Here is a 13,295-nt window from a genome sequence, read left to right on the forward strand (position 1 = left end):
GAGCAGCGGTGGTGCGGGCTGCTTCAGGCCGTGGCTATCGCCAGTACACGCCGGAGGGCCCAGGCAACGCGCAGCAATGACAGGGCGGACGCGAAGGCCAGCACGAAGACCACGGCCTCGGGGATCCACAGGCCGGTAGGCGCATCGCCCTCCAGGACCAGGGTTGCAAGTGCAACGACCAACAGCAGACCGAGACCGGGGATCGCGAACAGGAAGACCTCACCGATCTGGCGCCGGTGCGTGGCCGTGAGCTTCTCCAACGGCAGCTCACGTTGTCCGGGCGCGGCCTTCTTGCCGAGGACGTTGATGAGCATCGAAACGCTGGTCAGTGTCAGCCCCGCTGTGGCACCGGCCAGGGTAGCCAGCGTCTGGAAGAGGGTTCGCCTAGCCCCCGGTCCAACGCTTTCAAGGATCAGTGGCTGACGGAAAACCAACGCAGCACTGAGCCACAAGAGGACCGCCAGGGTGGCCCAAGCGTAGTCGGCACGTGGATGAAGCAGGAACCAGCGCCACAGTGTCCGGCGCCGCCCAGTCCGCTCAACGTCAACCTCGTACAAGCTCATGGCCCGCACCGCCTTGCGCCTCCCGGGACTTGGGTTCTTCCCGGGACTCGGATTCCTTCTGGGACTCGGACTCTTCACGGCTGGCCACCGCGGCAGCCTTGGCCGCCCGGGCTGCGACCATTCCACCAGCGACGAGGTCCGGCACCACGCCGTTATCGGGCGCCCCCTTGGTGTCGGGGAGGGTTCGGGCGAAGAAGGCCTCGTTATCCATGGCTTGTTTATTCAGGATGGCAACGGCCTCGGCCACCGATTTGGCGGGATCGTTGAACACGTCCGCATCAACGTCGATGTGCGAGATGAAGCGTTCCTTGAGCAGATCCACTACTTCGCGGTCTCCGGTCAGTGAGTCCTTACCCTCGGCCACCACGTAATCGAAGTGCTCCACGGAACCGGCCCGCCGGAAAAGGTCGATGAGCTGCTGGATGCGATCGCGGATCCGTTGCTTGTCCTCGGCCTTGCCGGACCGCCCGACACTCAGCGAGATCCGGAACGTGCCTTCGGCCATGAGCCGGGACGCGCTGTCCAGGACATCGGCCCATTCGCCTTCCATCAGCTTCCCGGACAGCCGTTCGGCCGGAAGGGCGAACTCGAAGCGGCTCACCTCCAAGCGTGTCAGGATTTCCTCAATGTCCTCCCGGACCACAGGAACCAGCGCGGGCTCCAATCCGAGCATCCCACCCAGGTACTCCCCCATCCGCGAAGCCCTGGGGCCGTTGCCGCTGGTGAGGACAGCGATGACATTCCTTTTCAGGAAGGCGAAATAGGTGGTTTCAAGAAGGTGGTCTCCGGGAGCCAACGGCAGCGGTTTGCGACGGCCAAGGGCATCGCCGACGCTGGGCAGGTTGGTATCCCGCACCCGGTCAAGCAACAGCACCGGGTGCGGCGAGACGGCTGCCGTTTGGGCCAGCAGGACCGTGCCATCGGAACAAGTGAAGTGGCGGTCAATTCCATCCTCGCGGGCTTTCCTGACGACGTCGGCCACACGCCGCGCAGGGAACGGCCGGGTGAGGTCATCTCCGTTGAGCTGTTCAATGCGCCAAAACTGCACACTGCGTCTTGCCATCCGGCCCTCCTCTGCCCTTTCCCTTACTCAACCCAAGCTATAGGTGGGGTCCGACATTATGGCGGGTGCCGCCGTCGTACACTTACTGACTCCGCGGCAGCGTCACATGCTGTACTTGGGTCCCGGAGCGAACAGCGAGTCCATCTCGTCATGGCTGCGGGTGCCGGCCAAACCTGCCCAGTTGCCGTCGCCGAGGATTTCCTTGGCCACCCGCGCAACCTTGGCGTAGGCGGCCTTCGCCGTGTTGCCGCCGATACTGACGCGCCGCACCCCGGCGTCGTGCAGTTCCAAGGGCGATGGCGCCCCGACGCCCGCCAGAGCATTGACGGGTGCTGGAATGTGGCTGGAGAGCTCGTGAAGGACGTGCAGATCGACCACGCCGGGGACAAAAATCCCGTCAGCTCCCGCCGTGAGGTAGGCCTCGGCACGCGCAAGGGTTTCGTCGTACGCATTCCCGGTAAAGAGACCCGAGAGGTAGGTATCGGTGCGGGCATTGATGAACAGCGGGACCCCGCGGTCGTCCGCCGTGGCGCGTATCAGGGCGATGCGCCGCGACTGCTCAGCGATGTCCGTCAAAGGCTCCTCAGCGGAATCCTCGATGTTGATGCCCACTGCTCCCGCATCCAGCACGGCGTTGATGGTGGCACGGAGTTCATCGTCGGTGCGGCCGTAACCCGTCTCGATGTCGGCTGTCACCGGCAGGCTGGTGGCACCCACTACTCGACCCAGCGCCGCCATGGCGAGGCCCCACGGCACGTGGTCCCCGTCGCGGAATCCCAAGCTCCAGGAGACGGCGGAACTTGACGTGGCGATGGCCGTTGCCCCCGCGTCCTGGACAACCCGCGCCGAGGCCGCATCCCAGACGTTGACCAGGACCAAAGGAGTTGGCCCGGCATCGTGGAGCTTGTGGAAGTGTTCGGCCTTGGTCACGGTTCCCCGGTTCGATGTCATGAGTACATTCCAGCCCTTGACGTTGCCTCCGTAAAGCCGGTCTCCCGGATTTGGAGGAGATTTTGAAAACATATGTTGCCTCATTAGCAACCTTCGGGAGTATCCTGAACACTGTGACCCACGAAACATTGGATGCCGGCACCTCACTGCCCGCTGAAGCCATCGACGCCATCGAGCGCGCTGCAACGGCCGCTCACCCGCACGAGGGATTGTTCTCCGCGCGGGCCGCCAACATCAAGCAATCCGCTGTGCGGGATGTCTTCGATATCTCCATGCAGCCTGGGCTGGTCTCCCTCGCGGGCGGGAATCCGTACCTGCAGTCGCTGCCCCTGGAAAAGCTCGGAGAGACTGCCGCGCGGATCATCGCCGACGAGGGCATGACGGCGTTGCAGTACGGCGGCGGACAGGGCACCGAGGAGTTGCGCCGGCAGATCTGCGAGGTCATGGCCGCCGAGGGCATCACCGACGCTGCGCCCGAGAATGTGGTGGTTACCGCCGGGTCCCAGTCGGCCCAGGACGTGGCAACGAAGGTCTTCTGCAACCCGGGCGATGTTGTCCTGGTGGAAAACCCCACGTACGTTGGCGCTTTGAATACGTTCGAGGCATACCAGGTGCAGGTGGAGCCTGTGGAGATGGACGACGACGGCCTGGTGCCTGAGCTTCTGGAGTCCAGGATTGCGGCACTTCAGTCAGAGGGCAAGAACATCAAGTTCCTCTACACCATCCCCAACTTCAACAACCCCTCCGGCATCACCCTGGCCCAGGAGCGCAGGCAGCGGATCGTGGATACATGCCGCAATGCGAATATTCTGGTACTGGAGGACAACCCTTACGGCCTGTTGCGCTTCGACGGCCATCCGATCGCACCCATGCGGGCAGCCAACCCGGACGACGTGATCTACCTGGGCTCGTTCTCCAAGATCTTCGCGCCCGGCCTGCGCATTGGCTGGGCCCTGGTTCCCGCGCACCTGCAGCGACGCTTCTACTTGGCGTCCGAAGCCGTCACGCTGTGCCCGCCGCCCTTGAACCAGATGCTCATCTCGGCCTACCTCCGTGACTACGACTGGCGCGGACAGATCGACACCTACCGCTCCCTCTACGCCGAACGCTGCCAGGCCCTCCTCTCCGCTCTGGACGAACACATGCCGTCCGGGCTGACGTGGACCCGCCCTGAGGGTGGCTTCTTTGTCTGGGTGACGCTGCCCGAGGGTGTGGACACCTACCCCTTGCTGGGCAAAGCCATCGACGCCGGCGTGGTGTTTATACCCGGAGCGGCATTCGTCCCTGCCGACGGGCCTTCCAACAAGCTGCGCCTCGCGTTCAGCGCGGTACCTCCGGCTACGATTGCCGAAGGCGTACGTCGTCTGGCCCCCGTACTCACAGAGGCCATCCAAGCCAGCAATGAAGGAGCATCGCTATGACCGGAGTTGTCATTGTAGGAGTCGACGGCAGCGAAACCGCGCTGCGGGCAGCCAAGGCCGCCCAGCAACTGGCCATCGGACTGGGCGCCTCCCTTCGCGTGGTCAGCGCTTTCGACAGCAACAGGACCGAAGTGGTGGAGATCGGTACCGACCGGTGGATCGTCTCCGATGCTGCCGAAGCTGAAGCAGTGGCACGTGCCGTCGCCGAACAGCTGCATGACGACCGGCTTGAAGTCACCTACTCCTCGGCGCGGGGCAAGCCCGGAGAAGCCTTGGTCAAGGAAGCCGAAGTGCTCGACGCCACCTTGATCGTGGTGGGTAACCGACGCATGCAGGGCCTCGGCCGTGTGCTGGGGAGCGTGGCGAACACCGTGGCCCACAACGCTCCCTGCGACGTCTACATCGCCAAGACTGACGAGCCTTAAGCGATCCGAATCACGCCGCCGGGTGGGCAGCCTCACCCGGCTTTTGGCGTTTTTTGGACAGGTTCGCGCGAGCAACCGTTATAAAATTGAGATGCCCCCAATGGCGTGAGCCACCACTACTCTTTCGATTTCAGGGGATCTCTCTTTGCTTACTTTGCAGCCTCGTCAGCGCGTCGGACACGACATCCTGCTTGCCCGCCACGGCAACAACATCAGCACCATGCACTTCGACCGCAGCAACGACCGCATCATTGCGCTCCTCGACGACGGCTCCTGGGACAGCGCCCCCAACCTCATCGCTCCGCAGCTTGAAATGCCGGAAACCATCGGCAGCGTCTTCCGCAAGGACTGGCGCTTCCTCTCCGTAGCCTTGGTTGCCATGCTCACCGTTGCAGCCGTTGCCATGGGCATCAGCGTGGAGATGGCCAACCACATGTCCACCTCGGAGCTCCAGGCACTCCTGGTCAACTACCCGGCCTTCTAAGCGCCGCTCCAACAAGACCAGCAAGAATGCCGCCGGGGATCCGGCGGCATTGCTGTTTAAAGCGTCTTCCGGGTCAGAGCATCCACTCGCGGAGCAGCAACCACAAGCCGGCGATAACGCCGCCGCCGAAGACGGAGCCCACAACGACTTGCGCCAACGTGTGGGCCCGCAGCACCACGCGGGACCAGCCCACAGCCGGGATCAGCAGCAACAACGGCATCCAGGCCGGTCCAAACATGAACACGGCGATGACAGCCGCCGATGAGATAGCCGAGGCATGCCCGCTCATCTTCCAAAAGGCGCTGACCACGGCCAGGACACCGATCCCGCCAATCAGGGCAATGATCATGACAGCGATGCTCACCGGCCCGTGCAGCCATTGGAGCACCATGAGGCCGGCCACCACAGACGCCAGCGCAAGCAACAGCAAAGGAGTGCGCTGGCGACGATCGCTGACATGGTGGTCGGTGATCCTGCCCAGTTTCACCATCACCAGGACGTAGGCCAAGGGAAGGACACACACGAAGAAGGCAGCCAGCAAGCCAAACCACATGGTTCCAGGGAAACCGGGTTCGATGGCCGGGCTGATCAGCAGGAGGACGCTCACCACCACCGGCGGCTGGAAGACCTCCGTCAACACCCTCGCCACAGTCCGCCACGTTCCCGTGACGAGCTGTGGCTCAGTAACTATCGAACCTGCAGTGGCCTTGCGGTCAGTCAAGCAGCAGCGCCGGTTCTTCCAGGATTGCGGCGACATCCGCCATGAAGCGTGCGGACAGGTCGCCATCCACCACACGGTGGTCGAAGGAGCCCCCCAAAGTGGTGATCCAGCGTGGGATCACCTCACCGTCCAGGACCCACGGCTTCTGCTTGATGGTGCCGAACGCGATGATCGCCACCTCGCCCGGGTTGATGATGGGCGTTCCCGTATCGATGCCCAGGGCACCGATATTGGTGATGGTAAGGCTGCCACCCTGCATTTCGGCGGGCTGCGTCTTTCCGGCACGCGCTTTGGTGGCCAGCTCGTTGAGTGCTAAGGCCAGCTCCTTGAGGGAGAGATCCTGGGCGTCCTTGATGTTGGGGACCATGAGGCCGCGCGGCGTGGCCGCGGCAATGCCAAGGTTCATGAAGTGCTTGATCTGGATTTCAGCGCCACCGTTACCGTCGGCGTTTTCCACCCACGTGGCGTTGACGCTGGGGTTCCGCGCGGCCGCCCAAATGACTGCCTTGGCCAGGATGAGCAGCGGAGAAACCTTGATGCCTTCGAAGTCGCGCGAAGCCTTAAGCCGCTTCACGAATTCCATGGTCCGGCTCGCGTCGACGTCCACGAAAATGCTGACGTGCGGCGCCGTGAAAGCCGAATCCACCATCGCCTTGGCCGTCGCCTTGCGTACACCCTTCACGGGCACGCGCTCGATCCGCTGGTCCTGCGGCTTCTTGGAGGCGCCCCAGAACGAGTCTGCCTGGTCCAGTTCCGCGTCCCGCTGCGCCTGGTAGCTGACCAGGTCTTCCCGGGTCACCTCACCGCGCTGCCCGGTGGCTACGACGTCGGCGAGGTCGATTCCGAGGTCGCGGGCAAATTTCCGCACCGGCGGCTTGGCCAGCACCTTGTTCACCAATCCGCTGATGGTTCCACTGATCGCAGCGCCACGGGATGCCGGCTGCTGGGCTTCGGGCTGGCTCTGCACCGCCGGTGCTGCTTGTGGCGGTGCGGTTTGAGTCGGCGGACTTTGGGCCGGGGCAGTTTGGGCCGGGGCAGCAGGACGTACGACGGCGGGAGCCGGGTGCGGCCTGTGCGTCACCGACGACACGGCTGCTTGGGCTTCAAGGACGGACTGGTGGTCCTGCACGGTGCCTTCGGCGTTCTCGTCCACCCGGACCGAGCCAGCCGAAGCAGCGGCCGGACGCTTGCGCGGGCGGCGCTTGACGGCGTCGGCCTTTGGACCCGAACCCACCAGCGGGCCACCGGCGAGGGCGTCGCCGGAATCCGCGGGCAGTTTGCCGTAGGTGGGCGTGACTGCCTGGTCCGCAGACAGCTTTCCGTGAATCGGGGTGAAGTCCTCATCAGCCGAGGGCACCGGTGCCTGCGGAACTGCGTCGCCCGACTGGTTGTCCGAGACAGCCACGATTGGCGTCCCCACCTCAACCGTGACGCCTTCCTCGACAAGAAGCTCCGTAACCGTGCCGGCGAAAGGCGAAGGCAGCTCTACCAGCGATTTTGCGGTTTCGATCTCGCACAGGACGTCGTTGATTGCGACGGTGTCGCCGGGCTTGACCTTCCAGGCCACTACCTCGGCTTCAGTGAGGCCTTCGCCAACGTCCGGCAGGTTGAATTTCTTTACAGTCACAGTGGTCCTCGGATTTTCCGTGCGCCCAGGAGTAGCGGGCTGGATCAGGGCGGTTTAGTAGGCCAGGGAGCGGTCGAGTGCTTCGAGGATCTTGTCGATATCCGGCAAGTAATCCTCTTCGACCTTCGCCACCGGGTAGGGCATGTGGAAGCCGCCGACGCGGATCACGGGAGCTTCCAAGTGAAGGAACGCCCGCTCGGTGATGCGCGCTGCGATCTCACCACCGATGCCGCCGAAAGTGGGTGCCTCGTGGGCAACGATCAGGCGGCCCGTTTTCTTGACCGATTCCTCGATGGTGTCGAAGTCCAGCGGGGAAATGGAGCGGAGGTCGATGACCTCGATGCTGCGGCCGTCCTCCGCCGCGGCGTTGGCAGCAGCCAGCGCCACGGGTACCAACGGACCGTAGGCCACGATGGTGGCATCCGTGCCCTCGCGGATCACGTGTGCCTTGAACGGATCCTCGGAAAGGCCTGCGTTCTCAACGTCCACCTCACCCTTGAGCCAGTACCGACGCTTGGGTTCGAAGAAGATCACGGGGTCCTGGCATTCGACGGCCTTTTGGATCATCCAGTAAGCGTCGTGCGGGTTGGACGGCGAGATGATGCGCAGGCCGGCCGTATGGGCAAAGAGTGCCTCAGGCGATTCGGAGTGGTGTTCCACGGAGCCGATGCCGCCGCCGTAGGGGATGCGGATGACCACGGGTACGGTCAACTGGCCATGGCTCCGGGCATGGATCTTGGCAAGCTGGGTGGTGATCTGGTTGAACGACGGGAACACGAACCCATCGAACTGGATCTCGCAAACCGGAGAGTAGCCACGCAGCGCCAGGCCGATGGCCGTCCCGACGATGCCGGATTCGGCCAAGGGGCTGTCCACCACGCGGTCCTCGCCGAATTCCTTGATGAGACCGTCAGTGACGCGGTAGACACCGCCGAGGTGGCCGATGTCCTCGCCCATCAACAGGGACTTGGGGTTGCTCTTAAGCGACGCGCGAAGGCCCTCATTGATGGCCTTGGCAATGGTCATGGTTGCCATCAGTTGGCTGCCTCCTCGTCGCTTTCGAAGCCTGCCGAGTATTCCTCGAACCAGGCCAGTTCTTCCGCGATCAGCGGATGCTGCTCGGCGTACACGTTGGCAAAGGCGTCCCGGATGTTCGGTACTTCCAACCCGTGGGTGGTTTCGCGGACGTACGTGGCGAGTTCGTCGCCGTCGGCCTTGACCTGCTCGAAGAAAGCGTCATCGGCCAGTCCTTCGGAACGCAGGTATTTCTCCAGGCGATCCAGCGGGTCCTTCTCGCGCCAAGCGGCTTCCTCAGCCGACTCGCGGTACTTCGTGGGATCGTCAGCCGTGGTGTGGGCACCAAGCCGGTAGGTGTAGGCCTCGATCAGCACGGGACCGCGGCCCTCACGCGCGTGCTCCAGCGCCCATTCGGTGACAGCGTGCACGGCGATGACGTCATTCCCGTCCACGCGGATGCCCGGGAAGCCGTAGCCTTTCGCCCGGTTGGCCAGCGGCACCTTGGTCTGGACTTCCGTGGGTACGGAGATGGCCCAGTGGTTGTTCTGGCAGAAGAAAACCACGGGAGCGTCGTACGAGGCCGCGAACACCATGGACTCGTGGACGTCACCCTCGGAACTTGCGCCGTCACCGAAGTAGGCGATGACGGCGGCCTTGGGGTCGGTCGAATCCGCAGCCAACTTCTGGTCGCGCTGGATACCCATGGCGTAGCCCACCGCGTGCAGCGTCTGCGCCGCGAGAACCAGGGTGTAGAGGTGGAAGTTGTTCTGGCGTGGATCCCAGCCGCCGTTGGAGATTCCGCGGAACTGCCTCAGCAGCTCCGCGAGGTCCACGTTCCGGACCAACGCAACGCCGTGTTCGCGGTAGGTCGGAAAGATGTAGTCCTGGGCCTGGCTCGCGTGGCCTGAGCCGATCTGGGCGGCTTCCTGGCCGGTCAACGGCACCCACAAGGCAAGCTCGCCCTGCCGCTGGAGCGCGGTGGCTTCCTGGTCGAAGCGGCGGATCTTGGCCATATCAGCATAGAAAATCCGCAGCTTCTCGGGGTCGATCCGCTTGGCGTAGTCGGAGAAGACCGGATCGGCGCCCAGCTTTCCGTCGGGGCCGAGCAACTGGACCATCTCTACGGAATCGTTTGCGGCCACTGCCGCCGACGTTGCCGCCAGAGTTTCCTCGGCCCCAGGGGGCAGTTGTGTCGAGCCCATTCCGTCTCCTTGCTTGCTGCGGCCGTTGGCCAGGCAATGTCTGTCGCTGGGGATATATGCCTATTCAGGAATGCATTCCTGAATAGGCATATATTTTGGCTTTCGGTCCTTACTTTATAGGCAGTAAGTAGCGAAGGCGCATTTGTTAACCGCTAGGAACCCAGCGGTGCCTTTGTATAACCTGCACAGAGGGCGAGGAACCGGGTGTTCGCTTCGACCTCTCCAATGCTGACCCTGACACCCTCGTTGCCGAAGGCACGCACGGACAACGCCTGCTCGGCCGCAAGGGCCGCGAATTCGCCACTGTGCTCGCCGAAATTCAACCAAACAAAGTTTCCTTGCGCCTCGGGAACGAACCAACCGAGCTCCCTGAGGCCACTGGTGATGCGGTCCCGTTCATCCACAAGGCTTTGTACCCTTTCGACAACCTGGTCGAAATTCTGCAAGGAAGTGATTGCCGCGCGTTCAGCAATTTGGGAAACCGCGAATGGCGTGGCAGTGACACGCAAGTGCTGGGTGAGCAGCGGACCGGAAACGCTGTAGCCGACGCGCAATCCGGCCAGTCCATGGGCTTTGGAGAACGTCCTGAGCACCACGACGTTCGGATATTTCCGGTACAACTTGATGCCATCCACGGCCGCGGCATCACGCACGAATTCCTGGTAGGCCTCGTCGATGACGATGACAACGTTCGGCGGCACCGATTGGATGAAGCGCTCGGTTTCCTCGGCGGTGAGGATGGGACCCGTTGGATTGTTCGGAGTGCACAGCAGGATCACTTTGGTCCGCACCGTGACCGCCGCCGCCATGGTGTCCAGGTCATGGCGCCCATCGTCGAGCAACGGAATCTGCACGCTTGCAGCGCCCGCGAGGCCAACACAGATGGGGTAGGCCTCAAAGGAACGCCAGGCGTAGATCACCTCGTCTGCCTTCCCGTCATCATTCTGACCGGCAAAGGTGGTGAGGATCTGGTTCAACGCTCCCAGGCTTCCCGCACCGGTGACGACGTCGTCAGCCGGGATGTCCAGGAAGTCGGCGAGAGCGTTCCGCAGCTTGCTTGCCAGGGGGTCGGGGTAGCGGTTGATGTCTGCCTGCTCCGCGATGGCCTGCAACACTGCAGGAATCGGGGGAAGCGGATTTTCGTTGGACGACAATTTGTAGCTGGTGAGGCCCTCAATGGGAGCCGGGGGTTTGCCCGCGGCGTACTTCGGAAGCCTGTCCACGACCGGGCGGGGGAGTACGCCGTCCGGCACGTTGTCAGTAGTAGTCATGGCTTCAAGCCTACTGGCACGCACCCCTCGATTGAGACCCTCCAATCCCGGCACCAGACCGATCGTTCGGGTTCCCGCGCCAGCCACGAATCCGCGGAGTCCAGCCTGGACACAGCTGGATATGGAAGCATTGGGCGCATGGGTTCCTTCATCGTTCGCGTCATTATCAATGGACTTGCCTTGTGGGTGGCCAGTTGGCTCCTGACGGGCCTGGAAATCTCAACGACGGCCACGGAAAAAGCAGCCACGAATGCGGGACTGACTGATAACGCAGACACAGTGGGCATCATCCTGGCATACCTCTTCATCGGGTTGATCTTCGGCATAGTCAACGCGTTCGTGAGGCCGTTGGCGAAGATCCTCTCGCTGCCCGTGACCATCTTGACCCTTGGACTGTTCACCATCGTGATCAATGCAGCCATGTTGTACCTGACAGCCTGGCTCAGCAGCTTCACGCCCGTGCACCTGACCATCGACTCGTTCTTCTGGACGGCCATCCTGGCTTCCATCATCATCAGCATCGTCAGCATGGTGGCCGGCCTCATCCCGGGTACCGGCAAGCGCTAGGGCCCGCAGGGGTGAAGAGAACTCCACCCCTGTCCCCACGTTCCCTGGCTCGCCAACCGCTGCGTCATCAGTGGCTGCGCCCGGAGCCCGCTGTGCGGGGCTCACCTTGTACCGGCCTCGGATTTGCTCTGCCTCACGCTGGGTTTTGGATCGCTGTGCACCCTCTCAGGCATGGCATCGCGAACCAACCTGAACCTGGTGACCGTCACAGCTCCGCCAGCGCCAACGGCCCCTGCGTACGCCCCCGCTGACGCCACAAGCGAGGGATCCTGGCTGCGGGCAATCTCCTCGGCTCCCACGGCGTACGTCTCCAACCGGTGCCCCGGACCAAGGCCAAACCCCTCCCCGGGCGGTGTGCGGGCGGGGTTGGTGAGGGTTACCGTGACACGATCCTTGGTGTCGGGATTCTTCTGACCGTCTGAGCCGGGGACCCAATCATCAGCGTGTTCCAGGTGCAAGGTGCTGATCCCGGGCTCAGCGGCAACGCCCCCTACTGGAGCACCGGCCGTCAGGACAAACCTGAGGTCGAACTCCGCGAGGAACGCCTTGTCCTGCGTGAGGTTCATTGCATGCACTCCACCTTGGCTGTGGGACACCGCAACAACCTGGTCTCCTGCTTCCGCTCCTGCCTCGTGAAGCGCTTGGGTGATGGCAGGGATAACGTCTTTGGACCTATAGCCCAACGCCTCGACGATTCCGGCCTCATCGAGGGGATTGGCACCACCCATGTTTGCTTTTTCCGGTTCTGTCCCGGGGATCAACACCATCCAGGTGCTAGCGGAACCATTGTGAACTTCGATGATCTCGATCTCCCCTTTACCGCGGGCGTGGATCTCGTCGAGCCTTCTCAGGTTTGCCGCCATGGACGGATCCACGGTTTCCATTCCCTGTCCAATCTGTTCGGCCTTCACCGGACGCGGCCGAAACTTCTCTGTGCCTGGCAACGCCAGAACGTCACGCAAGGCGCTGCCGGCGTCCGATCGTCCGGGTATGACGCCCACAGCGAGTGCCGCTCCCGGCACCATGCCTTGGCCGACATTCATTGCCGCTGACAGCACCAACGCGATGACGTTTTCTGTCGTGTCCCGCAAGCTGAACCCGCCCATATTCTCCAGGCCCAGTGTTTTCCAGGGGTCCAGCCCTGTCCGGGCGAGCAGTGCGTTCTTGGCCTCGGCGAACTCGTAGGCCTGATTGCTTGCCCTGACGTCCCGGATGACTTCCGCCAAGTCCGCACGGACGCCGGCAATCCGCTTCCTGCTTTCCGCCACGGCATCAATGGCGGCGCATCCAGAGGCATAGGACTCGTATAAGAAGGGCTCCAATGCATCCTGCACCCGCTGTGCCTCGACCTCGACGCTGCTAAGCCTTTGGGCCAGCTGGTCAAGCACCGCGGCACCTTGGAGGAGCTCGTCGAGCTGGAACGACATTCCTCCCACACCACCTCGTATACGAAAGATCCCTTCCGGCACCGGCGGAGCAGGATCGGGCGCAGATCCTGCACCGATGGGCGCTGCATCAGACATCAGTAGCCAGCCCTATCTGAGGCCCCTACGTTGCGGGAATGGCGAAGCACCGTGGCAGCGGCGTCATCCAGCGACTCCCGCGCCTGCATTAGGGCAGATGCCTGCAAGGCGACTGTGGTCCTGTATCGGTTTCCGGCCGGGGATTGCCAATCATCCAATTGCACCCGCCGCAGACTGGAAAGCACAGCGTCAACGTCATCCACGCATTTCTTGATGCGCCATGCCAGCCTTTGGACTTCGTGGCCATGTGAGGCGCACTCCAAGGGATCGAAGGTGGGCTGGGTGGCTGCAGGCATCAAGCCGACGCTCATGGTCCGTTTACTCCAAAGGTTGTGGTGCTGATCGATACTTCGAAGCTACGGAGGGGGCGGGCCACGCCATAAGGCGCCAGTTCGGCTATGTGGATAACGCAAGCCGTATCCACATAGCGCCGTCACCAACTCCGGCCCCAAGCTGGGAG

At 63.0% G+C, this 13,295-nt stretch carries 14 protein-coding genes; 4 read left to right on the forward strand and 10 right to left on the reverse strand.

What is annotated here, in order from left to right; genetic code table 11:
- Positions 1 to 23 precede the first annotated feature (23 nt).
- The 3 genes from ACIPV6_RS07835 to ACIPV6_RS07845 all read right to left on the reverse strand — a co-directional run bounded on the left by ACIPV6_RS07835 (position 24) and on the right by ACIPV6_RS07845 (position 2,577).
- The gene (locus tag ACIPV6_RS07835; protein WP_400270334.1) at positions 24 to 563 is read right to left on the reverse strand and encodes a hypothetical protein; all 540 of its coding nucleotides are present in this window, start codon (positions 561 to 563) and stop codon (positions 24 to 26) included.
- The gene (locus ACIPV6_RS07840; protein WP_400270335.1) at positions 544 to 1,626 is read right to left on the reverse strand and encodes a hypothetical protein; all 1,083 of its coding nucleotides are present in this window, start codon (positions 1,624 to 1,626) and stop codon (positions 544 to 546) included. The genes ACIPV6_RS07835 and ACIPV6_RS07840 overlap by 20 nt, the downstream gene beginning before the upstream one ends.
- Before the next feature lie 102 nt (positions 1,627 to 1,728).
- The gene (locus ACIPV6_RS07845) at positions 1,729 to 2,577 is read right to left on the reverse strand and encodes an isocitrate lyase/phosphoenolpyruvate mutase family protein (RefSeq protein ID WP_400270336.1); all 849 of its coding nucleotides are present in this window, start codon (positions 2,575 to 2,577) and stop codon (positions 1,729 to 1,731) included.
- Positions 2,578 to 2,690: 113 nt separating this feature from the next.
- Between ACIPV6_RS07845 and ACIPV6_RS07850 the strand changes: the two genes are divergently transcribed.
- The 3 genes from ACIPV6_RS07850 to ACIPV6_RS07860 all read left to right on the forward strand — a co-directional run bounded on the left by ACIPV6_RS07850 (position 2,691) and on the right by ACIPV6_RS07860 (position 4,907).
- Positions 2,691 to 3,998 (forward strand): PLP-dependent aminotransferase family protein, encoded by a 1,308-nt coding sequence (locus tag ACIPV6_RS07850; RefSeq protein ID WP_400270337.1) that lies wholly within the window; start codon positions 2,691 to 2,693, stop codon positions 3,996 to 3,998.
- Entirely contained in the window at positions 3,995 to 4,423 is a 429-nt protein-coding gene (locus ACIPV6_RS07855; protein WP_400270338.1) for a universal stress protein, read from the forward strand. Before ACIPV6_RS07850 ends, ACIPV6_RS07855 begins: the two co-directional genes overlap by 4 nt.
- 145 nt (positions 4,424 to 4,568) lie before the next feature.
- Complete coding sequence (locus ACIPV6_RS07860; protein ID WP_400270339.1) at positions 4,569 to 4,907, forward strand: hypothetical protein; 339 nt, start codon at positions 4,569 to 4,571, stop codon at positions 4,905 to 4,907.
- Positions 4,908 to 4,980: 73 nt separating this feature from the next.
- Here the strand turns inward: ACIPV6_RS07860 and ACIPV6_RS07865 are convergent, their stop codons facing one another.
- From ACIPV6_RS07865 to ACIPV6_RS07885, 5 genes are all read right to left on the reverse strand, one after another.
- Positions 4,981 to 5,598, reverse strand: coding sequence for a phosphatase PAP2 family protein (locus tag ACIPV6_RS07865; RefSeq protein ID WP_400270398.1), 618 nt, complete (start codon positions 5,596 to 5,598; stop codon positions 4,981 to 4,983).
- A 22-nt stretch (positions 5,599 to 5,620) separates the two neighbouring features.
- Positions 5,621 to 7,255, reverse strand: coding sequence for a 2-oxo acid dehydrogenase subunit E2 (locus ACIPV6_RS07870; RefSeq protein ID WP_400270340.1), 1,635 nt, complete (start codon positions 7,253 to 7,255; stop codon positions 5,621 to 5,623).
- A 54-nt stretch (positions 7,256 to 7,309) separates the two neighbouring features.
- Positions 7,310 to 8,290, reverse strand: a complete 981-nt coding sequence (locus ACIPV6_RS07875; protein WP_397324540.1) for an alpha-ketoacid dehydrogenase subunit beta — start codon at positions 8,288 to 8,290, stop codon at positions 7,310 to 7,312.
- Positions 8,290 to 9,474, reverse strand: coding sequence for a pyruvate dehydrogenase (acetyl-transferring) E1 component subunit alpha (gene pdhA / locus ACIPV6_RS07880; protein ID WP_400270341.1), 1,185 nt, complete (start codon positions 9,472 to 9,474; stop codon positions 8,290 to 8,292). The genes ACIPV6_RS07875 and pdhA overlap by 1 nt, the downstream gene beginning before the upstream one ends.
- A 152-nt stretch (positions 9,475 to 9,626) precedes the next feature.
- Positions 9,627 to 10,745, reverse strand: coding sequence for a histidinol-phosphate transaminase (locus tag ACIPV6_RS07885; protein ID WP_400270342.1), 1,119 nt, complete (start codon positions 10,743 to 10,745; stop codon positions 9,627 to 9,629).
- A 138-nt stretch (positions 10,746 to 10,883) separates the two neighbouring features.
- Here ACIPV6_RS07885 and ACIPV6_RS07890 point away from each other — a divergent pair, with 138 nt between their 5' ends.
- A complete protein-coding gene (locus tag ACIPV6_RS07890) occupies positions 10,884 to 11,312 on the forward strand; it encodes a phage holin family protein (protein ID WP_400270343.1) in 429 nt (142 codons plus the stop codon).
- Between the two features lie 101 nt (positions 11,313 to 11,413).
- Here the strand turns inward: ACIPV6_RS07890 and ACIPV6_RS07895 are convergent, their stop codons facing one another.
- Positions 11,414 to 12,739 carry a hypothetical protein gene (locus ACIPV6_RS07895; RefSeq protein ID WP_400270344.1) on the reverse strand — a complete coding sequence of 442 codons (1,326 nt, stop codon included), beginning with the start codon at positions 12,737 to 12,739 and terminating at the stop codon, positions 11,414 to 11,416.
- A gap of 95 nt (positions 12,740 to 12,834) precedes the next feature.
- A complete protein-coding gene (locus tag ACIPV6_RS07900) occupies positions 12,835 to 13,146 on the reverse strand; it encodes a hypothetical protein (protein ID WP_400270345.1) in 312 nt (103 codons plus the stop codon).
- Positions 13,147 to 13,295 lie beyond the last annotated feature (149 nt).

Source organism: Paenarthrobacter sp. NPDC089988 (assembly GCF_044748465.1).
Taxonomy (GTDB): domain Bacteria; phylum Actinomycetota; class Actinomycetes; order Actinomycetales; family Micrococcaceae; genus Arthrobacter.

What these genes read in the sequence shown, in the direction of transcription:
- ACIPV6_RS07885 (WP_400270342.1), bottom strand. Translation starts at nt 10,745, where the DNA reads ATGACTACTACTGACAACGTGCCGGACGGCGTACTCCCCCGCCCGGTC.
- ACIPV6_RS07835 (WP_400270334.1), bottom strand. Translation starts at nt 563, where the DNA reads ATGAGCTTGTACGAGGTTGACGTTGAGCGGACTGGGCGGCGCCGGACA.
- ACIPV6_RS07895 (WP_400270344.1), bottom strand. Translation starts at nt 12,739, where the DNA reads ATGTCGTTCCAGCTCGACGAGCTCCTCCAAGGTGCCGCGGTGCTTGAC.
- ACIPV6_RS07900 (WP_400270345.1), bottom strand. Translation starts at nt 13,146, where the DNA reads ATGAGCGTCGGCTTGATGCCTGCAGCCACCCAGCCCACCTTCGATCCC.
- pdhA (WP_400270341.1), bottom strand. Translation starts at nt 9,474, where the DNA reads ATGGGCTCGACACAACTGCCCCCTGGGGCCGAGGAAACTCTGGCGGCA.
- ACIPV6_RS07840 (WP_400270335.1), bottom strand. Translation starts at nt 1,626, where the DNA reads ATGGCAAGACGCAGTGTGCAGTTTTGGCGCATTGAACAGCTCAACGGA.
- ACIPV6_RS07875 (WP_397324540.1), bottom strand. Translation starts at nt 8,290, where the DNA reads ATGGCAACCATGACCATTGCCAAGGCCATCAATGAGGGCCTTCGCGCG.
- ACIPV6_RS07890 (WP_400270343.1), top strand. Translation starts at nt 10,884, where the DNA reads ATGGGTTCCTTCATCGTTCGCGTCATTATCAATGGACTTGCCTTGTGG.
- ACIPV6_RS07845 (WP_400270336.1), bottom strand. Translation starts at nt 2,577, where the DNA reads ATGACATCGAACCGGGGAACCGTGACCAAGGCCGAACACTTCCACAAG.
- ACIPV6_RS07855 (WP_400270338.1), top strand. Translation starts at nt 3,995, where the DNA reads ATGACCGGAGTTGTCATTGTAGGAGTCGACGGCAGCGAAACCGCGCTG.